The following is a 15363-nucleotide window of genomic DNA, read 5'->3' as shown; positions in this document are numbered from 1 at the left end:
CAGCATCAATCGTTGAAATCTTCCCAGCCACCCATCTGTTTCCAGCGATTGACGATGCCGCAGAACAGCTCTGCGGTCTTCTCGGTGTCATAGCGAGCCGAGTGAGCCTCGCGACCGTCGAAGTCGATGTCCGCTGCCTGGCAAGCCTTGGCCAGTACGGTCTGGCCGTAAGCGAGGCCGGCGAGCGTTGCGGTATCGAAACTGGAGAACGGGTGGAACGGATTGCGCTTCATGTCCAGCCGCGCAACTGCCGCATTGAGGAAGCCCAGGTCGAAGCTGCTGTTATGCCCGACCAGGATCGCCCGTTTGCAGCCATTGGCCTTGAGGGCCTTGCGCACGCCGCGGAAGATATCGTTCAGGGCAGACTCTTCACTCACGGCCATGCGCAGCGGGTGATCGAGCTTGATCCCGGTGAACTCCAGGGCCGCCGCTTCGATGTTCGCGCCTTCGAACGGCTCGACACGGAAGAAGTAGGTGTGATCCGGGTAAACAAAACCCTTTTCATCCATGGCGATGGTGGTCGCGGCAATCTCCAGCAGGGCGTCGGTGGCCGAATTGAAGCCACCGGTTTCTACGTCGACGACAACCGGCAGGTAACCACGGAACCTGGCCGCCATTGGATGACGCGGGCCGCCTCCGCCGCCATTGCCTTCCAGTTCGTCGTCGAAATGGTCTTCACTCACGCGTGTTCCTCCAGCAGGCGCCAGCGCAGTTTTTCACCGGCGCGCAGCGGGATAACGGTCAGCTCGCCAAATGGCAGGCTGGCAGGGGCGGTCCATTCTTCGCGGACCAGGGTGATGCGATCGGTGTTGGCCGGTAGACCATAGAACCGCGGGCCGTTGAGGCTGGCGAAGGCCTCGAGCTTGTCCAGCGCATTGCGCTGTTCGAAGGCTTCGGCATACATCTCGATGGCCGCATAGGCGGTGTAGCAACCGGCGCAACCGCAGGCCGCTTCCTTGGCGTGCTGGGCGTGGGGCGCCGAGTCGGTGCCGAGGAAGAACTTCTCGCTGCCGCTGGTGGCGGCGTCGAGCAGAGCTTCCTGGTGGGTATTGCGCTTGAGGATCGGCAGGCAATAGAAGTGCGGCCGAATCCCGCCCACCAGCATGTGGTTGCGGTTGTACAGCAGGTGGTGTGCGGTAATGGTCGCGCCCACGTTGGCCGAAGCCGAGTTGACGAACTGCACGGCGTCCGTGGTTGTGATGTGTTCGAAGACCACTTTGAGGGTCGGGAAACGTTCGACCACACGACGCATGTGCTCGTCGATGAAGATTTTTTCGCGATCGAACACGTCGACATCGCCCCGGGTGACTTCACCGTGGACCAACAACGGCATCCCGACTTCGGCCATGGCCTCGAGTGCAGGGAAGATCTTGTCGATGCTGGTGACGCCAGAATCCGAGTTGGTGGTCGCGCCGGCCGGGTACAGCTTGGCGGCGTGAATGAATCCGCTGGCCTTGGCCTCGCGAATTTCTTCGGGCTGGGTGCGGTCGGTCAGGTACAGGACCATCAGTGGCTCGAACAGGCTGCCAGCCGGGCGGGCAGCGAGAATCCGCTGGCGATAGCCGTCGGCTTCGGCCGCGTTGCGCACCGGTGGAACCAGGTTGGGCATGATGATGGCGCGGCCAAAGGTGCGCGCGACATCCGCGACGGTATTGGTCAACACGGCACCATCGCGAAGATGAATATGCCAGTCGTCGGGACGCAGCAGGGTCAGGCGGTCGGACATGAGGGGATTCCAGGCGGGTCAAACTCAAGGGAATGCTACCGGAAAAGACTCTTGCAGGCACTCGCTATCAAGTTTTGCAGGAAGCTTCCGATATCCAACAGGTATGCCGTAAACATGTGTGTGTCGGTCTTTTTGTTTTAGAAACCAGTGGAGCCTCCCGTGCGCCAGCGTTATTTAGCCTTGCTCAGTGTGTTTGCCAGCCTTCCGGCGATGGCGCTCACTTTCCAGACACGTCTGGAGAACATTGAGTGGACGGTCGAAGGCGACAAGTTCGAATGCCGCCTGACTCAGCCGGTTACCGACTTCGGCTCGGGCGAGTTCGTGCGTCGTGCCGGCGAGCAGGCGACGTTTCGTCTGAAAGCCTACAACCCGATGATCGGCGGCGGTTCGGCCACCTTGCTGGCCGCTGCCGCGCCGTGGCAACCGGGGCGTGACGACATCAACCTGGGCACGGTGAGGATCGGCAGTGGCAACGTATTGTTCAACAGCTCAAAGGTTCAGGCCGGGCGGCTGATCAGTGGCCTGATGGACGGTCGCAGCCCGGTGGTTCGACATTCCTCGGGGGATGGGCGGGTGTCGGAAGTACGCTTGCTGCCGGTCAGGTTCACCCAAGCGTTTGCCGACTACCAGGGTTGCGTGGCGAAACTGTTGCCACAGAATTTCGAACAGGTGAAGCAATCCGAAATCGGCTTCCCCGGCGGCGGAATCGAACTCGACAGCGCCGCAAAAGCCAAGCTGCAGGTGATGCTGGAGTACATGAAGGCCGATCCGACGGTCAATCACATCGAACTCGACGGTCACTCCGACAACAGCGGCAACCGCCTGACCAACCGCGACCTATCGCGGCGCCGAGCCCTGGCAGTGATGGAGTTCTTCAAGGCCAACGGCATCCAGGAGTCGCAAATCACCCTGCGTTTCCATGGCGAGCGTTATCCGGTGGCGCCTAACACCAACAACACCAACCGCGCGAAGAACCGTCGAGTAGCGGTACGCCTGGAGCGCGGGGCGCCAGCGGAACAAGTGGCCCCGCAAGCGACGAAAGCGGCCGTTTCGGCAACTTCCTGACTCTTTGGTCATCGTCGCGCCCTCGACATAATCTGTCGCTTCGTCGTCATAAGCTGTCGCGCCACTGTAAATTATTCTGTATGAGCGGTAGACTTCCCGGCTTTCCGTAGAACCCCGTGGAGTGATGGCATGGCGGACGTAAACAAGGTCGTTCTGGCGTATTCCGGCGGCCTGGACACTTCGGTGATCCTCAAGTGGCTGCAGGATACTTATAACTGTGAAGTGGTGACCTTCACCGCTGACCTGGGTCAGGGCGAAGAGGTCGAACCTGCACGCGCCAAGGCTCAGGCCATGGGCGTCAAAGAGATCTACATCGACGACTTGCGCGAAGAGTTCGTGCGCGATTTCGTTTTCCCGATGTTCCGCGCCAACACCGTTTACGAAGGCGAGTACCTGCTGGGTACTTCCATCGCTCGTCCGCTGATCGCCAAGCGCCTGATCGAAATTGCCAACGAAACCGGCGCTGACGCCATTTCCCATGGCGCCACCGGCAAGGGTAACGACCAGGTTCGTTTCGAACTCGGTGCGTACGCCTTGAAGCCAGGTGTAAAAGTGATCGCTCCGTGGCGCGAGTGGGACCTGCTGTCCCGTGAAAAGCTGATGGACTACGCCGATAAGCACGCGATTCCGATCGAGCGCCACGGCAAGAAGAAGTCCCCGTACTCCATGGATGCCAACCTGCTGCACATCTCCTATGAAGGCGGCGTGCTGGAAGACACCTGGACCGAGCACGAAGAAGACATGTGGCGCTGGACCGTTTCCCCGGAAAACGCTCCAGACAAACCGCAATACCTGGAACTGACCTACCGTAACGGCGACATCGTTGCGCTGGACGGCGTCGAAATGACTCCGGCCACCGTGCTGGCGACCCTGAACCGTATCGGTGGTGAGCACGGTATCGGTCGTCTCGACATCGTCGAGAACCGTTATGTGGGCATGAAGTCCCGTGGCTGCTACGAAACCCCTGGCGGCACCATCATGCTGCGCGCTCACCGTGCGATCGAATCGATCACCCTGGACCGCGAAGTGGCTCACCTCAAGGACGAGCTGATGCCGAAGTACGCCAGCCTGATCTACACCGGTTACTGGTGGAGCCCTGAGCGTCTGATGCTGCAACAGATGATCGATGCGTCCCAAGCTCACGTGAATGGCGTTGTGCGCCTGAAACTGTACAAGGGCAACGTGATCGTCACTGGTCGCAAGTCCGACGAATCGTTGTTCGACGCCAACATTGCCACCTTCGAAGAAGATGGCGGCGCGTACAACCAGGCGGATGCAGCGGGCTTCATCAAGCTTAACGCCTTGCGCATGCGCATTGCGGCGAACAAAGGCCGGAAGCTGTTCTGAGACCTTTGAAATCGTGATGGATGCCTGACCTCGTCCGGGACGAGGTCAGGTACCTGAAAAGGGGGTGTGACGCCAGTTACTGCGTTGTCGGGTGTTTTCGTATCCGATGATGATTTCCTGTTTTTCTCCTTCTCAATGGCCTGACCTGTACTAAGCGTTGTTGTTCGCCGGTTGCCCGGCCTGATCAATGACCGACAGCCTGTGCGAGTCCGGATTGTAGGCCACATAAAAGGCGGTACTGCGCTTGCTGGCCTGCCTTGAATGTTCAAGCGCACTGGCTTTCAGTAATTTCTCCGAAACGGCACAAGTGATAAACAGAATCACGTACGCCGTCTTTTCCCGCGGCCTCTGGATTTTCTCCAGTAGCGCTCCAAACTCGACCTCCTTGCTCATCCAGCGTGCATCTACGATGTACAGGTCTTTTACAGGTTCTGGCAGCTGAAGGTGATGCTGGACAGAGACGGTGGTTTGCAGACCAATCCCGGTTGGCGGGTCCTGTGCGCCACAGGGCGTTCGGGTTGACTGACAGTCATTCGTTGACGTTTTCAGTGCGGGGTTTTCAGACGGCTTTGCGGACGCTTTCTTTTCCGACCGCCCAACATCATCCATGACCTTCATGAAGTGCTTGCCCTTTTCAAAATCGGAAGGCGCATAAAGTGATTTATAGTTGAAGTTGAGTGTCGCGAAAAAAAGTAAAAGTAAATAAAACGGAAAACTGATCAGGAACCAGACGTAGAGTTCTCTTTCCTCCTGATCAAGGAAGGGTAGGGAGACAGCTGCCGAAGTTTCAGAGAGTGCTGCGAATATCGCGATAATTGTCATTGGGTTGGTGATTCGTTTTTTTATCATATTCTGTACTCATGCCGGGTTGTCTGTTCTCGAGTGGTTTATGAGGTTGGTTTGATTTGGTGGTTATTGTAGTGATTTTTAGTGTCTGTTGGTTTTTGACAGGTTTTCATTTGTTTGTTGTATTGCTCTACGATTTCTTGAGGTTTTGGCTTGTTTTAATGATTGCTCAAAAAATATTATTTGCTGTAAGAGTAATTGGATGCTGGGTGTGTGATATTTCTGGTGTGAGTGTTGAGTGCGAAAATATCAGTTACGTTTTAACGGAGAGGTAGAGGCTGGTGTTTGTCAGGGCGCGACCGATCAAGCTGGCTCTCGGAAAATTTTGGTCGTAAATCGACAGCGGTGGCTGCTGGAAAGTGCGACACACTGACGCTGATACAGTTTTCAGTTCATTCTGTTCGAGGGATTTTTGTAGGAGGAATCCGTGTTGTTTGTAGGGGATGTCTCTTGGTGCAGGTGGCCGGGAGGGGCGACATGCCATGGGTGAAACGACTAGGCTATTGTGCGGGCTCTAAAAATTCGAACAGCGAAAATTGGACTTGCCCATGAATAAAGTGCTGATCGTGGATGATCACCCCGTCATTCGTCTTGCGGTACGTATGCTAATGGAGCGCCATGGCTACGAAGTTATTGCAGAAACCGATAATGGTGTGGACGCACTGCAACTAGCCCGTGAACTTATGCCGGACATTGTCATTCTGGATATCGGGATTCCGAAGCTGGACGGGTTGGAAGTCATCGCGCGTTTGTCTTCGACCTCAATGCCGATGAAAGTGCTGATCTTGACTTCCCAGGCACCGGGACATTTTTCGATGCGTTGCATGCAATCCGGTGCAGCCGGTTATGTCTGCAAACAACAAGACCTCACGGAGTTGCTCAGTGCAATAAAGGCCGTGTTGTCAGGCTACAGTTACTTTCCTAATCAAGCCTTGCATACCGTGCGTTGCAGTTTGGGCAATGCCAGTGAGGCCGATATGGTTGATCGGTTGTCGGGGCGGGAAATGATGGTCCTGCAACAGTTGGCCCGAGGAAAGACCAATAAGGAGATTGCCGATGGAATGTTTCTCAGCAATAAAACAGTCAGTACTTACAAGACCCGCCTGTTGCTCAAACTGAATGCGCGGTCTCTGGTCGATCTGATCGAGCTGGCACAACGCAATGGTCTGGTGTGATGACGTAACTGCGCGACAAGGGGCGCCTACCGGGGTATGGCACTTAAAAAAAGCCTCCGTTTCGGGAGGCTTTCAGGTGTCATAAGTCAAAATCGTAATCGGCCAATTGCTTTTGCAGTCGGCGCTCCTCCAGCAGGTTGTCGATGGTGCGGCGTTTGCTCAGATTGGTTTTCGCTACTTCAACCACCGGCTCAGCGTCATCGGTTTCGGCGGTGGTGAAATCGTCTTCTACGTCCAATTGCTCTTTGCCAGTACTCATTTAGTTGCTCCAGGCTAAGAAGGCCTTTGGCGCTCCTTATATCGACAATCTCCCGGCGGGTAAAAAAGATTTTTTCAATCGACAACTCGATAAACCTAATAGCGCCTCAATCGTCGGAGGTTTTGTGCTTGTATTCGCACAAGTCCTCGATCCGGCAGCTCCCGCATCGGGGCTTGCGGGCCAGGCAAACATAGCGGCCGTGAAGGATCAACCAGTGATGGGAGTCGAGCAGGTACTCCTTGGGCACGAATTTCATCAGTTTCTTCTCGACTTCCACCACATTCTTGCCGGGAGCAATGCCCGTCCGGTTGCTGACCCTGAAAATATGCGTGTCGACGGCCATGGTCAGCTGACGGAATGCCGTATTGAGCACCACATTGGCGGTCTTGCGGCCGACGCCGGGCAGTGCCTCCAGCTCTTCGCGGGTCTGTGGGACTTCGCCGGCGTGGCGTTCGACCAGCAAGCGGCAGGTTTCGATCACGTTTTTCGCTTTGCTGTTGTACAGGCCGATGGTCTTGATGTACTCCGACAGCCCCTCGACACCCAGGGCATGGATCGCTGCCGGGGTATTGGCGACCGGGAACAGCCTGGCCGTGGCCTTGTTGACGCCGACATCGGTCGACTGCGCCGAGAGAATCACGGCAATCAGCAATTCGAAGGCTGAGGAATAGGCCAGCTCGGTCTTTGGTTCCGGGTTGTCCTCGTGCAGTCTGCGGAAGATTTCCAGACGTTTTGCGGCATTCATGGGCAGTACGTTTCCTCGAAGGCAATCAATGTGTGGGCGTGGGGCGCCAGGCCTGCCAGGCGGCGATCAGCAGCCCGAGCAGGATGAACCCGCCAGGGACCAATGTAGCCAGGCGCGGGCCGCCGTCAGCCACCAGCACCCAGCCTTGCCAGTCAGTTCGTGATGCGCCGAACAGCCACGATAGATGGTTTCCAAGTGTTCCGTTGCCGACGAGTTCGCGCAGCAGGCCCAGCGCGATCATCAGCGTGGCAAACAGTCCATTGAGTCGCAGGCGTTGGCGCCAACCGTTCTGAAAGAACCCGGCGTGTTCCAGCACGACGCATTGCAAGGCTATCAAGGCGCCATAAAACCCCAGATGCTGCTGCCATTGCAGCGACCAGGCTTGTGCCATGAGTTCCGCGCAACTGGTGAGCGTGGCCGCCAACAGGACGCTGGCCAGCAAGCGGGTCGCCGGAACCAGCCGGGATCGCAGGGCGCCCATGGCCAGGCTGAACAACTCGGTCACCACCATGAACATCAGGCACAGGCCAACCGCGGCCATCAGCGACTGGGTGGCGCCGATCAACGGCGTCAGCATCAAGGCGTTGCGCAGAGTCGGGGAGTTATCCATGGGCAGGGATTCCGAGCAGTTGTTGCCGGTGGTCATCGAAGTAGCGCAAGGCATCGTGGACGGCATTGATCACCGCTCTTGAGGTGATGGTTGCGCCTACGATCTGATCGAACTGTCCCTGATCCTTTTTCAGCGCCCAGCCGCTGTCACCGGGTTCTGTTCGAGACTTGCCGGAAAAAACCTGGAGCCAGGCATTGGGCCAGTCGGCGATCCGTGCCCCCAGTCCAGGTGTTTCCGACTGTTTGAGGGTTTTGACGCCCAGCAACCTGCCATTGGCGTCGACAGCGATCAACAGGTCGATGGCACCGGCGTAGCCAAGGGTTTGACTGCGCAGCAACACCGCGACGGGTTGCTCGGCCCGGGTCGCCAGATAACCACCCAGCAAGGTGCTGTTGGTCAGTGCAGTTGCTTCAATCGTTATGGGGTGTTCGAGTGGTTGATTGTCGTAGCTGTCCGGCGCGATCAGGTCCAGCAGGTTACGGCTGTCGATCAGGCGCTGTTCGGCTGCAATGCGTGGCGCGCTGCCGAGCTGCACGAAGTAGGTCATGCCAAGGCCCAGTGCGGCCAACAGCACCACAAGCGCGATGCTTGATGTCCGGTTCATGGCGCCTCCGGCTGTTGCCTGGCCGCCACCAACCGCTCGAGCGCCGGCACGCACAGGTTCATCAACAGCACGGCGAAGGCGATGCCGTCCGGGTAGCCGCCCCAAGTACGAATCAGATAAGTCAGGAGCCCCACGCCGACGCCGAACAGCAGTTTCGCGCCAGGGCTTCTGGGGCCGGACACCGGTTCGGTGATGATGAAGAACGCCCCCAGCATGGTCGCGCCGGTCAGCAGATGAAACAACGGCGAACCATGGGAATCGGAGCCCGAACCGTTCCAGCACAGCAGGCTGATGATGAACAGGCTGGCCAGCATGCCGACCGGTGCATGCCAGCTGATCACCCTTCGTTGCAGGAGAAACATTCCACCTGCCACAAAGGCCAGGTTCACCCATTCCACCCCCCGGCCGCCAAAGTGGCCGAATGCCGGGTTGCCGGCAAACAGCTCATCCATGGTCAGGCTTTTGTTGATCCGCAGACTGTCCAGTGCCGTTGCCTGCACCCACGCATCCGGCATATGGCCGATGCCGAACACGTGCTGCAAACCGCTCGGCAGATCCATGCCGTGGGGCGATGGCCAAAGGGTCATCGGTTGGGGAAAGGTCACCAGCACCAGGGCAAGACCAAGCATCGCCGGATTGAAGGGATTTGAACCGACGCCGCCATACAAGTGCTTGCCGAACACCATCGCAAAAGCGGCAGCACTGAGGGTCAGCCACCATGGGCAGTAAGGCGGCAGCGCCAGAGCCAGCAATGTGGCACTGACCAGCGCGCTACCGTCACTCAAGGTTGGCCCCGACGGTCGCTTGCGCAAATACACGACGGCGGCCTCGACGGCCAACGTAGCAGCGGCCGCCAGAACCAGATTGATCAACAAGCCCCAGCCATACAGCCAGAACGCCGCCAGGATTCCCGGTAGCGTGGCCAACAGCACCAGTTTCATCGCCCGTTGCAGGCGATCATCCATCATGTCAAGGGCTGGCATGGGCGTCCACCAGGCGTTCGGCTTCACCGAGTGCGCGCTCCAGGGCTTCGATCTGTTCCGCCGGTGCTTCGTTGGCCTGAGCCTTCTTGAGTTCGGCGCGGCGCATGGCCAACTGGATCTTGGCCCGTTTCAGATCGGCATCATTTGACGAAACAGCTGCGACCGTCGGTGCAGGGGCTGATGGGGCGACGCTTTCCAGTTGTGCCAGGTTTTGTTCGGCGGCTTCGAACTGTTGTTGCAGGACAATCAACTGCGATTGCTGTTCAAAGGTCGGCGGATGCCCAAAGGCCTTCAGCGATTTGTGCAACTGCGCCCGACTCATCGCCACATCGATCTTGGCCTTTTTTCGCGCGGCATCGGCATTGGCGGTTTTCTGTGCGCGGACGCGCTCGAGGGCCGCCTGCACCGGGTCGGCTGTCGCCGCGGCAGGTTGCGCGGCTCGCTGCCTTGCCTGGCGCTCGGCGACTTTCTGTTGCTCCTCACGCTGCAGGCGAGCATTGCGTTGTTCGAAGCGGCGCCGTGCGTGATCGCGCTTGAGGGTGCGGGCCTGCCGCGCCTGCGGTGTGAGGGCCAGGCCCCCGACAACGGGCAGTACCGTGTCCGGTGGCAACGGGCGCATTTCGATGCAGTCCACCGGGCACGGTGCCACGCAGAGATCGCAACCGGTGCACTCATCGATGATCACTGTGTGCATCAGTTTGGCCGCACCGACGATGGCATCGACCGGGCAGGCCTGAATGCACTTGGTGCAACCAATACACTCGGCTTCGCGGATATAGGCGATCTGCGCCGGTGCCGAGCCGCGAGTGATGTCCAGCTCCAGCACCGGCACCTTCAGCAGTTCGGCCAGGGCACTAATGGTTTCGTTGCCGCCGGGCGGACACTTGTTGATCGGCTCGCCATTGGCGATGCCTTCGGCGTACGGCTTGCACCCGGGGTGGCCGCACTTGCCGCATTGGGTTTGCGGCAAGAGTGCGTCGATGAGTTGAATCAGACTCATGTTTTGATCAGTCCGCTGAATCCGAGAAAGGCCACTGCGATCAGGCCGGCGCCAATAAGGTCGATCGGCAAGCCGCGAAAGGGCAGGGGAACATCGTTGTCGGCCGTGCGTTCACGCAAATCAGTGAACAGGCTCAACACCAGCCAAAAGCCCAGTCCAGCACCGAGGCTCAAGGCTGTGGCGTGAAAGAAGCCCTTGTCCTCCTGAACATTGAGCAAGGCCACGCCGAGCACGCCGGCATTGCCCAGCAGCAACGGCCAGAGGCCTTCGAACGGCAGTGTCGAAAACACCCGCGCCAGCAACTCCAGCAGCGGCCTGATCAGCAGCACGCTCAATGGCAGAAACACAAACAGACGCAGCGGCGTCAATTGCAATGGCACCAGCAGCCATTGATAGAGCGCGTAGCCGAGCATGCCCACGACCAGCATCAGGCAGGTCGTCGCAATGCCCAAGGCATGGACCTGACGGCGCTGACCGGCCAACAGCGGATCGACGGCCAACGGCCAGTGCAACACGAGGTTGTTGATCAGGGCGGTGCTGATAAGCGTAAGCAGGATCTCGGTCATTGTTCGTGCCGGCAGGAACAGGGCTTTTTTAGCGCAGTTGTCTAAAAAGAGTAGGCATTATCCGGCAAGGCGGGAGGGTGGGCCAGACATGAAAATCCCACAGCCGCGCCAGGCACGACTGTGGGATCGATTTGCCGCAGACCTTACTTGATGCGCTGGCCCGGCTTGGCGCCGCTGTCAGGGCTGAGCAGGTAGATCTCTTCACCGCCAGGGCCGGCCGCCATCACCATGCCTTCGGAGATACCGAACTTCATTTTCCGTGGCTTGAGGTTGGCGATCATCATGGTCAGGCGACCATCGAGCTTGGACGGGTCCGGGTAAGCGCTCTTGATCCCGGAGAACACGTTGCGTTGCTCGTCACCGATGTCCAGGGTCAGGCGCAACAGCTTGTCGGCGCCTTCCACGTGTTCGGCCTTGACGATCAGGGCGACACGCAGGTCGACGGCGGCAAAGGTGTCGAACTCGATTTCCGGCGACAGCGGATCCTTGGCCAGTTCGCCATTGCCGGCAGGTGCGGCTGCGCCGGTGTCGGTCTGGCTGGCGGTCAGGTCTTCTTTCGAGGCGTCGGTCATGGCTTGCACCTTGACCGGGTCGATTCGGGTCATCAACGGCTTGAACTCGTTCAACTGATGGTTGCTGAGCAAGGTCGCGTGGTCGTTCCAGGTCAGCGGCGCGACGTTGAGGAACGCCTCGGCGTCGGCGGCCAGCAGTGGCAGGACAGGTTTTAGGAAGATCACCAACTGGCGGAACAGGTTGACGCCGGTGGCGCAGATGGCCTGGACTTCATCCTGCTTGCCTTCCTGTTTGTTCAGCGACCACGGCGCCTTGTCGGCGATCCAGGCGTTGGCGCGGTCGGCCAGGCCCATGATCTCGCGCATGGCGCGGGCGAAGTCGCGGGCTTCATAGGCGTCGGCGATGCTTGGCGCGGCGGCCAGGAAGGCTTCGGTCAGTTCAGGCGCGGCGTTGGTGTCGACCATCACGCCGGCATTGCCCTTGTTGATGAAACCGGCGCAACGGCTGGCGATGTTGACGACCTTGCCCACCAGGTCGGAGTTGACCTTCTGCACGAAGTCTTCGAGGTTCAGGTCGAGGTCATCGACGCCACGGCCCAGCTTGGCCGCGTAGTAGTAGCGCAGGTATTCCGGCGACAGGTGGTCCAGGTAGGTCCGGGCCTTGATGAAGGTGCCGCGGGACTTGGACATCTTCTGGCCATTGACGGTCAGGTAGCCGTGCACGTTGATCCCGGTCGGCTTGCGGTAGCCCGCGCCTTCGAGCATGGCTGGCCAGAACAGGGCGTGGAAGTTGACGATGTCCTTGCCGATGAAGTGGTACAGCTCGGCGGTGGAGTCCTTGCCCCAGAACGCGTCGAAGTTCAGCTCCGGCGTGCGGTTGCACAGGTTCTTGAAGCTGGCCATGTAGCCGATCGGCGCATCCAGCCACACGTAGAAATATTTGCCTGGCTCGTCGGGGATTTCAAAACCGAAATACGGCGCATCGCGGGAGATGTCCCACTGTTGCAGGCCGGCATCCAGCCATTCGGCGATCTTGTTGGCCACGGCATCCTGCAGGGTGCCGCTACGGGTCCAGGTTTGCAGCATTTGCTGGAAGTCTGGCAGCTTGAAGAAGAAGTGCTGGGAGTCCTTGAGCACCGGGGTGGCGCCGGAGATCGCCGACTTCGGATCCTTCAGGTCGGTCGGTGCGTAGGTCGCGCCGCATTTTTCGCAGTTGTCGCCGTACTGGTCTTCGGTGCCGCATTTCGGGCAGGTGCCCTTGATGAAGCGGTCGGCCAGGAACATTTTCTTTTCCGGGTCGAAGTACTGGGTGATCGAACGCGTGGCGATGTGCCCGGCGTCACGCAGCTTCAGGTAGATCTGGCTCGACAGCTCACGGTTTTCTTCGGCGTGAGTGGAGTGGAAGTTATCGAAATCCACCAGGAAGTCGGCAAAGTCGGCGCTGTGTTCAGCCTGGACGTTGGCGATCAGTTGTTCCGGGGTGATGCCTTCCTTTTCCGCGCGCAGCATGATCGCCGAACCGTGGGCGTCGTCGGCGCAGACATAGATGCATTGATTGCCGCGGTGCTTCTGGAAGCGCACCCACATATCGGTCTGGATGTATTCCAGCATATGGCCGAGATGAATCGAACCATTGGCATAGGGCAGGGCGCTGGTGACGAGGATCTTGCGTGGCTCGGACATGGGGCTCGGCTACTTGATGAAACGGAGGTCGGCCACTATAAAGCGCCGGCGCATATTTTTCACCCTGTGAGCCTGTTTCATTGGATGAGTAACAGGTGGAGGCTGCGATCTTTTCAACATCCCGCCGAACGCTTGGAACAGGTACGATACCCTCTATCTTTTCCAGTCCTGTTTTCGGAGTTGCCCATGAGCGCCGTCAATCGCGCAGCGGTGGAAGCCGTCCTTCGCCAATACACCGACCCTTACCTGAACCAGGACCCGGTCAGCGCCGGGTGCGTGCGCAACATCGAGATCCAGGGCGAGCGCGTCAGCGTTCAGCTTGAACTGGGCTATGCCGCCGGTCTGTTCAAGAGTGGCTGGGCGCAGATGCTGGAAATGGCCATTCAGGGGTTGGATGGCGTGGCAAGTGCCAAGGTCGAAATCACCAGTGTGATCGCCGCGCACAAGGCTCAGGCGCAGATTCCGGGCCTGGCGAACGTGAAAAACGTGGTGGCCGTGGCGTCCGGCAAGGGCGGCGTGGGCAAATCCACCACGGCGGCCAACCTGGCCCTGGCTCTGGCCCGGGAAGGCGCCAAGGTCGGGATTCTCGATGCGGACATCTACGGCCCGAGCCAGGGCATCATGTTCGGCATCCCCGAGCGCACCCGCCCAGAGGTCAAGGACCAGAAGTGGTTCGTTCCGCTCAAGTCCCATGGCGTCGAAGTGATGTCCATGGCCTTCCTGACCGACGACAACACGCCGATGGTCTGGCGCGGGCCCATGGTTTCCGGCGCCCTGTTGCAACTGGTGACCCAAACCGCGTGGGGCGACCTGGATTATCTGGTCATCGACATGCCGCCAGGCACCGGTGACATCCAGCTGACCCTGGCGCAGAAAGTGCCGGTGGCCGGTGCGGTCATCGTGACCACTCCGCAGGACCTGGCATTGCTGGACGCGCGCAAGGGCGTGGAAATGTTCCGCAAGGTCAACATTCCGGTGCTGGGCGTGGTGGAAAACATGGCCGTGCACATCTGCTCGAACTGCGGGCATGCCGAGCATCTGTTCGGTGAAGGCGGAGGCGTGAAGCTGGCTAACCAGTATGGCGTCGAACTGCTGGCTTCGCTGCCGCTGTCGATGGTCATCCGCGAGCAGGCCGATGGCGGCAAGCCAACGGTGATCGCCGAGCCTGACAGCCAGATTGCGATGGTTTACCAGGAACTGGCCCGCCACGTCGGTGCGCGGATCGTATTGCAGGAAGCGTTGACGCCGGCGATGCCGAATATCAGCGTCAGCGACGACTAATAAGCTGAAATACGAATCCCTGTAGGAGCGAGCCTGCTCGCGAAGGTGTATCAGTCGACACCGCGGTGCCTGACACACCTTCGCGAGCAGGCTCGCTCCTACAGTTGTTCTTTGTCGCGTCTTAGATCCGCAACCCGCCATCCATCTCCAGAATTCGACCGGTGTAATAGTCGTTCTCGAAGATGTAAGCCGCCGAATGGGCGATTTCTTCAGGCTTACCCATGCGCTTGAGCGGAATCCCTGCAGTCATCTTCTCCAGCGCTTCAGGCTTCATGCCCAGAGTCATTTCGGTTTCGATGAAGCCCGGTGCAATGCCGGCGACGCGAATGCCGTAGCGCGCCAGTTCCTTGGCCCAGGTCACGGTCGCCGCAGCGACACCGGCCTTGGCCGCCGAGTAGTTGGTCTGACCGACGTTGCCGGCGCGGGAAATCGACGAGATATTGATGATCGCGCCACTGTTGTTCAGCTCGACCATTTTCGCCGCGACTTCACGGGTGCACAGGAACACACCGGTCAGGTTGACGTCGATGACGGCCTGCCATTGGGCCAGGCTCATCTTGGTCATTTCGCCATCCTTGACCTTGAGCAACAGGCCGTCGCGCAGGATCCCGGCGTTGTTGATCAAACCATGGATCGCGCCGAAGTCTTCAGCGACCTGGGCAACCATGTGGGTCACTTGCTCTTCGTTGGCCACGTTGCAAAGGTAGGCGCGAGCCTCGACACCTTGGGCCTTGCAGGCTGCGACGGCGTCGTCGAGTTTTTCCTGGTTCAGGTCCACCAGCGCGAGTTTCGCGCCCAGGCCTGCGAAATACTCGGCCATGGAGCGGCCTAAACCCTGGCAACCGCCAGTGATAATGATTACTTTGTCAGTGAGTTGCATTCGCATGCCCCGGTAGCAGGTCTGAGTGGTTTTGTTGTAGAGAGCCTCTCGATCTGCGCCTGACGTAGCCCGGCTGCACAT

16 protein-coding genes are annotated in these 15363 nt (G+C 59.1%); 4 read left to right on the top strand and 12 right to left on the bottom strand.

The features are described 5' to 3' along the window. Positions 1–5: 5 nt before the first annotated feature. Positions 6–683 carry a ribonuclease T gene (rnt, locus tag AC3IX1_RS22945; protein WP_007997489.1) on the bottom strand — a complete coding sequence of 226 codons (678 nt, stop codon included), beginning with the start codon at positions 681–683 and terminating at the stop codon, positions 6–8. Beyond that, entirely contained in the window at positions 680–1726 is a 1047-nt protein-coding gene (gene pyrC / locus AC3IX1_RS22940; RefSeq protein WP_489385933.1) for a dihydroorotase, read from the bottom strand. Before pyrC ends, rnt begins: the two co-directional genes overlap by 4 nt. Before the next feature lie 159 nt (positions 1727–1885). On the opposite strand from pyrC, the gene AC3IX1_RS22935 reads away from it, so the two are divergent. Together AC3IX1_RS22935 and AC3IX1_RS22930 are read left to right on the top strand one after the other, a co-directional pair. After that, a complete protein-coding gene (locus tag AC3IX1_RS22935) occupies positions 1886–2791 on the top strand; it encodes a flagellar protein MotY (protein ID WP_489385932.1) in 906 nt (301 codons plus the stop codon). Between the two features lie 129 nt (positions 2792–2920). Continuing rightward, positions 2921–4138: an argininosuccinate synthase gene (locus tag AC3IX1_RS22930; RefSeq protein WP_489385931.1), complete on the top strand. Its 1218-nt coding sequence runs from the start codon at positions 2921–2923 to the stop codon at positions 4136–4138. A gap of 150 nt (positions 4139–4288) precedes the next feature. Here AC3IX1_RS22930 and AC3IX1_RS22925 read toward each other — a convergent pair whose 3' ends face one another. Further along, positions 4289–4987 (bottom strand): hypothetical protein, encoded by a 699-nt coding sequence (locus AC3IX1_RS22925; protein ID WP_489385930.1) that lies wholly within the window; start codon positions 4985–4987, stop codon positions 4289–4291. 545 nt (positions 4988–5532) lie between these two features. On the opposite strand from AC3IX1_RS22925, the gene AC3IX1_RS22920 reads away from it, so the two are divergent. Then, positions 5533–6159: a response regulator transcription factor gene (locus tag AC3IX1_RS22920; RefSeq protein ID WP_008053528.1), complete on the top strand. Its 627-nt coding sequence runs from the start codon at positions 5533–5535 to the stop codon at positions 6157–6159. Between the two features lie 79 nt (positions 6160–6238). On the opposite strand, the gene AC3IX1_RS22915 is transcribed toward AC3IX1_RS22920, so the two are convergent. The 8 genes from AC3IX1_RS22915 to metG form a co-directional block, all read right to left on the bottom strand. After that, entirely contained in the window at positions 6239–6418 is a 180-nt protein-coding gene (locus AC3IX1_RS22915; RefSeq protein ID WP_007972325.1) for a PA3496 family putative envelope integrity protein, read from the bottom strand. Positions 6419–6524: 106 nt separating this feature from the next. Next, the gene (gene nth / locus AC3IX1_RS22910) at positions 6525–7163 is read right to left on the bottom strand and encodes an endonuclease III (protein WP_095943834.1); all 639 of its coding nucleotides are present in this window, start codon (positions 7161–7163) and stop codon (positions 6525–6527) included. A 25-nt stretch (positions 7164–7188) separates the two neighbouring features. Beyond that, a complete protein-coding gene (locus AC3IX1_RS22905; protein WP_489385929.1) occupies positions 7189–7773 on the bottom strand; it encodes an Rnf-Nqr domain containing protein in 585 nt (194 codons plus the stop codon). Continuing rightward, a complete protein-coding gene (locus AC3IX1_RS22900; protein WP_489385928.1) occupies positions 7766–8377 on the bottom strand; it encodes an RnfABCDGE type electron transport complex subunit G in 612 nt (203 codons plus the stop codon). Before AC3IX1_RS22900 ends, AC3IX1_RS22905 begins: the two co-directional genes overlap by 8 nt. Continuing rightward, positions 8374–9360, bottom strand: coding sequence for an RnfABCDGE type electron transport complex subunit D (locus AC3IX1_RS22895; protein WP_489385927.1), 987 nt, complete (start codon positions 9358–9360; stop codon positions 8374–8376). Before AC3IX1_RS22895 ends, AC3IX1_RS22900 begins: the two co-directional genes overlap by 4 nt. Continuing rightward, on the bottom strand, positions 9347–10360 hold the full coding sequence (gene rsxB / locus AC3IX1_RS22890) for an electron transport complex subunit RsxB (RefSeq protein WP_489385926.1): 1014 nt from the start codon (positions 10358–10360) through the stop codon (positions 9347–9349). The genes AC3IX1_RS22895 and rsxB overlap by 14 nt, the downstream gene beginning before the upstream one ends. Continuing rightward, positions 10357–10926, bottom strand: coding sequence for an electron transport complex protein RnfA (locus AC3IX1_RS22885; RefSeq protein ID WP_489385925.1), 570 nt, complete (start codon positions 10924–10926; stop codon positions 10357–10359). The genes rsxB and AC3IX1_RS22885 overlap by 4 nt, the downstream gene beginning before the upstream one ends. Before the next feature lie 143 nt (positions 10927–11069). Further along, on the bottom strand, positions 11070–13121 hold the full coding sequence (gene metG, locus AC3IX1_RS22880; protein ID WP_489385924.1) for a methionine--tRNA ligase: 2052 nt from the start codon (positions 13119–13121) through the stop codon (positions 11070–11072). Positions 13122–13307: 186 nt separating this feature from the next. Here metG and apbC point away from each other — a divergent pair, with 186 nt between their 5' ends. Then, positions 13308–14402, top strand: coding sequence for an iron-sulfur cluster carrier protein ApbC (gene apbC, locus AC3IX1_RS22875; RefSeq protein ID WP_095943841.1), 1095 nt, complete (start codon positions 13308–13310; stop codon positions 14400–14402). Between the two features lie 121 nt (positions 14403–14523). Here apbC and AC3IX1_RS22870 read toward each other — a convergent pair whose 3' ends face one another. Further along, positions 14524–15282, bottom strand: a complete 759-nt coding sequence (locus AC3IX1_RS22870; protein ID WP_102671225.1) for an SDR family oxidoreductase — start codon at positions 15280–15282, stop codon at positions 14524–14526. Between the last annotated feature and the right edge of the window lie 81 nt (positions 15283–15363).

This window comes from Pseudomonas sp. KH_046_2, from assembly GCF_057838985.1.
This window is presented reverse-complemented; position numbering and strand designations above follow the sequence as displayed.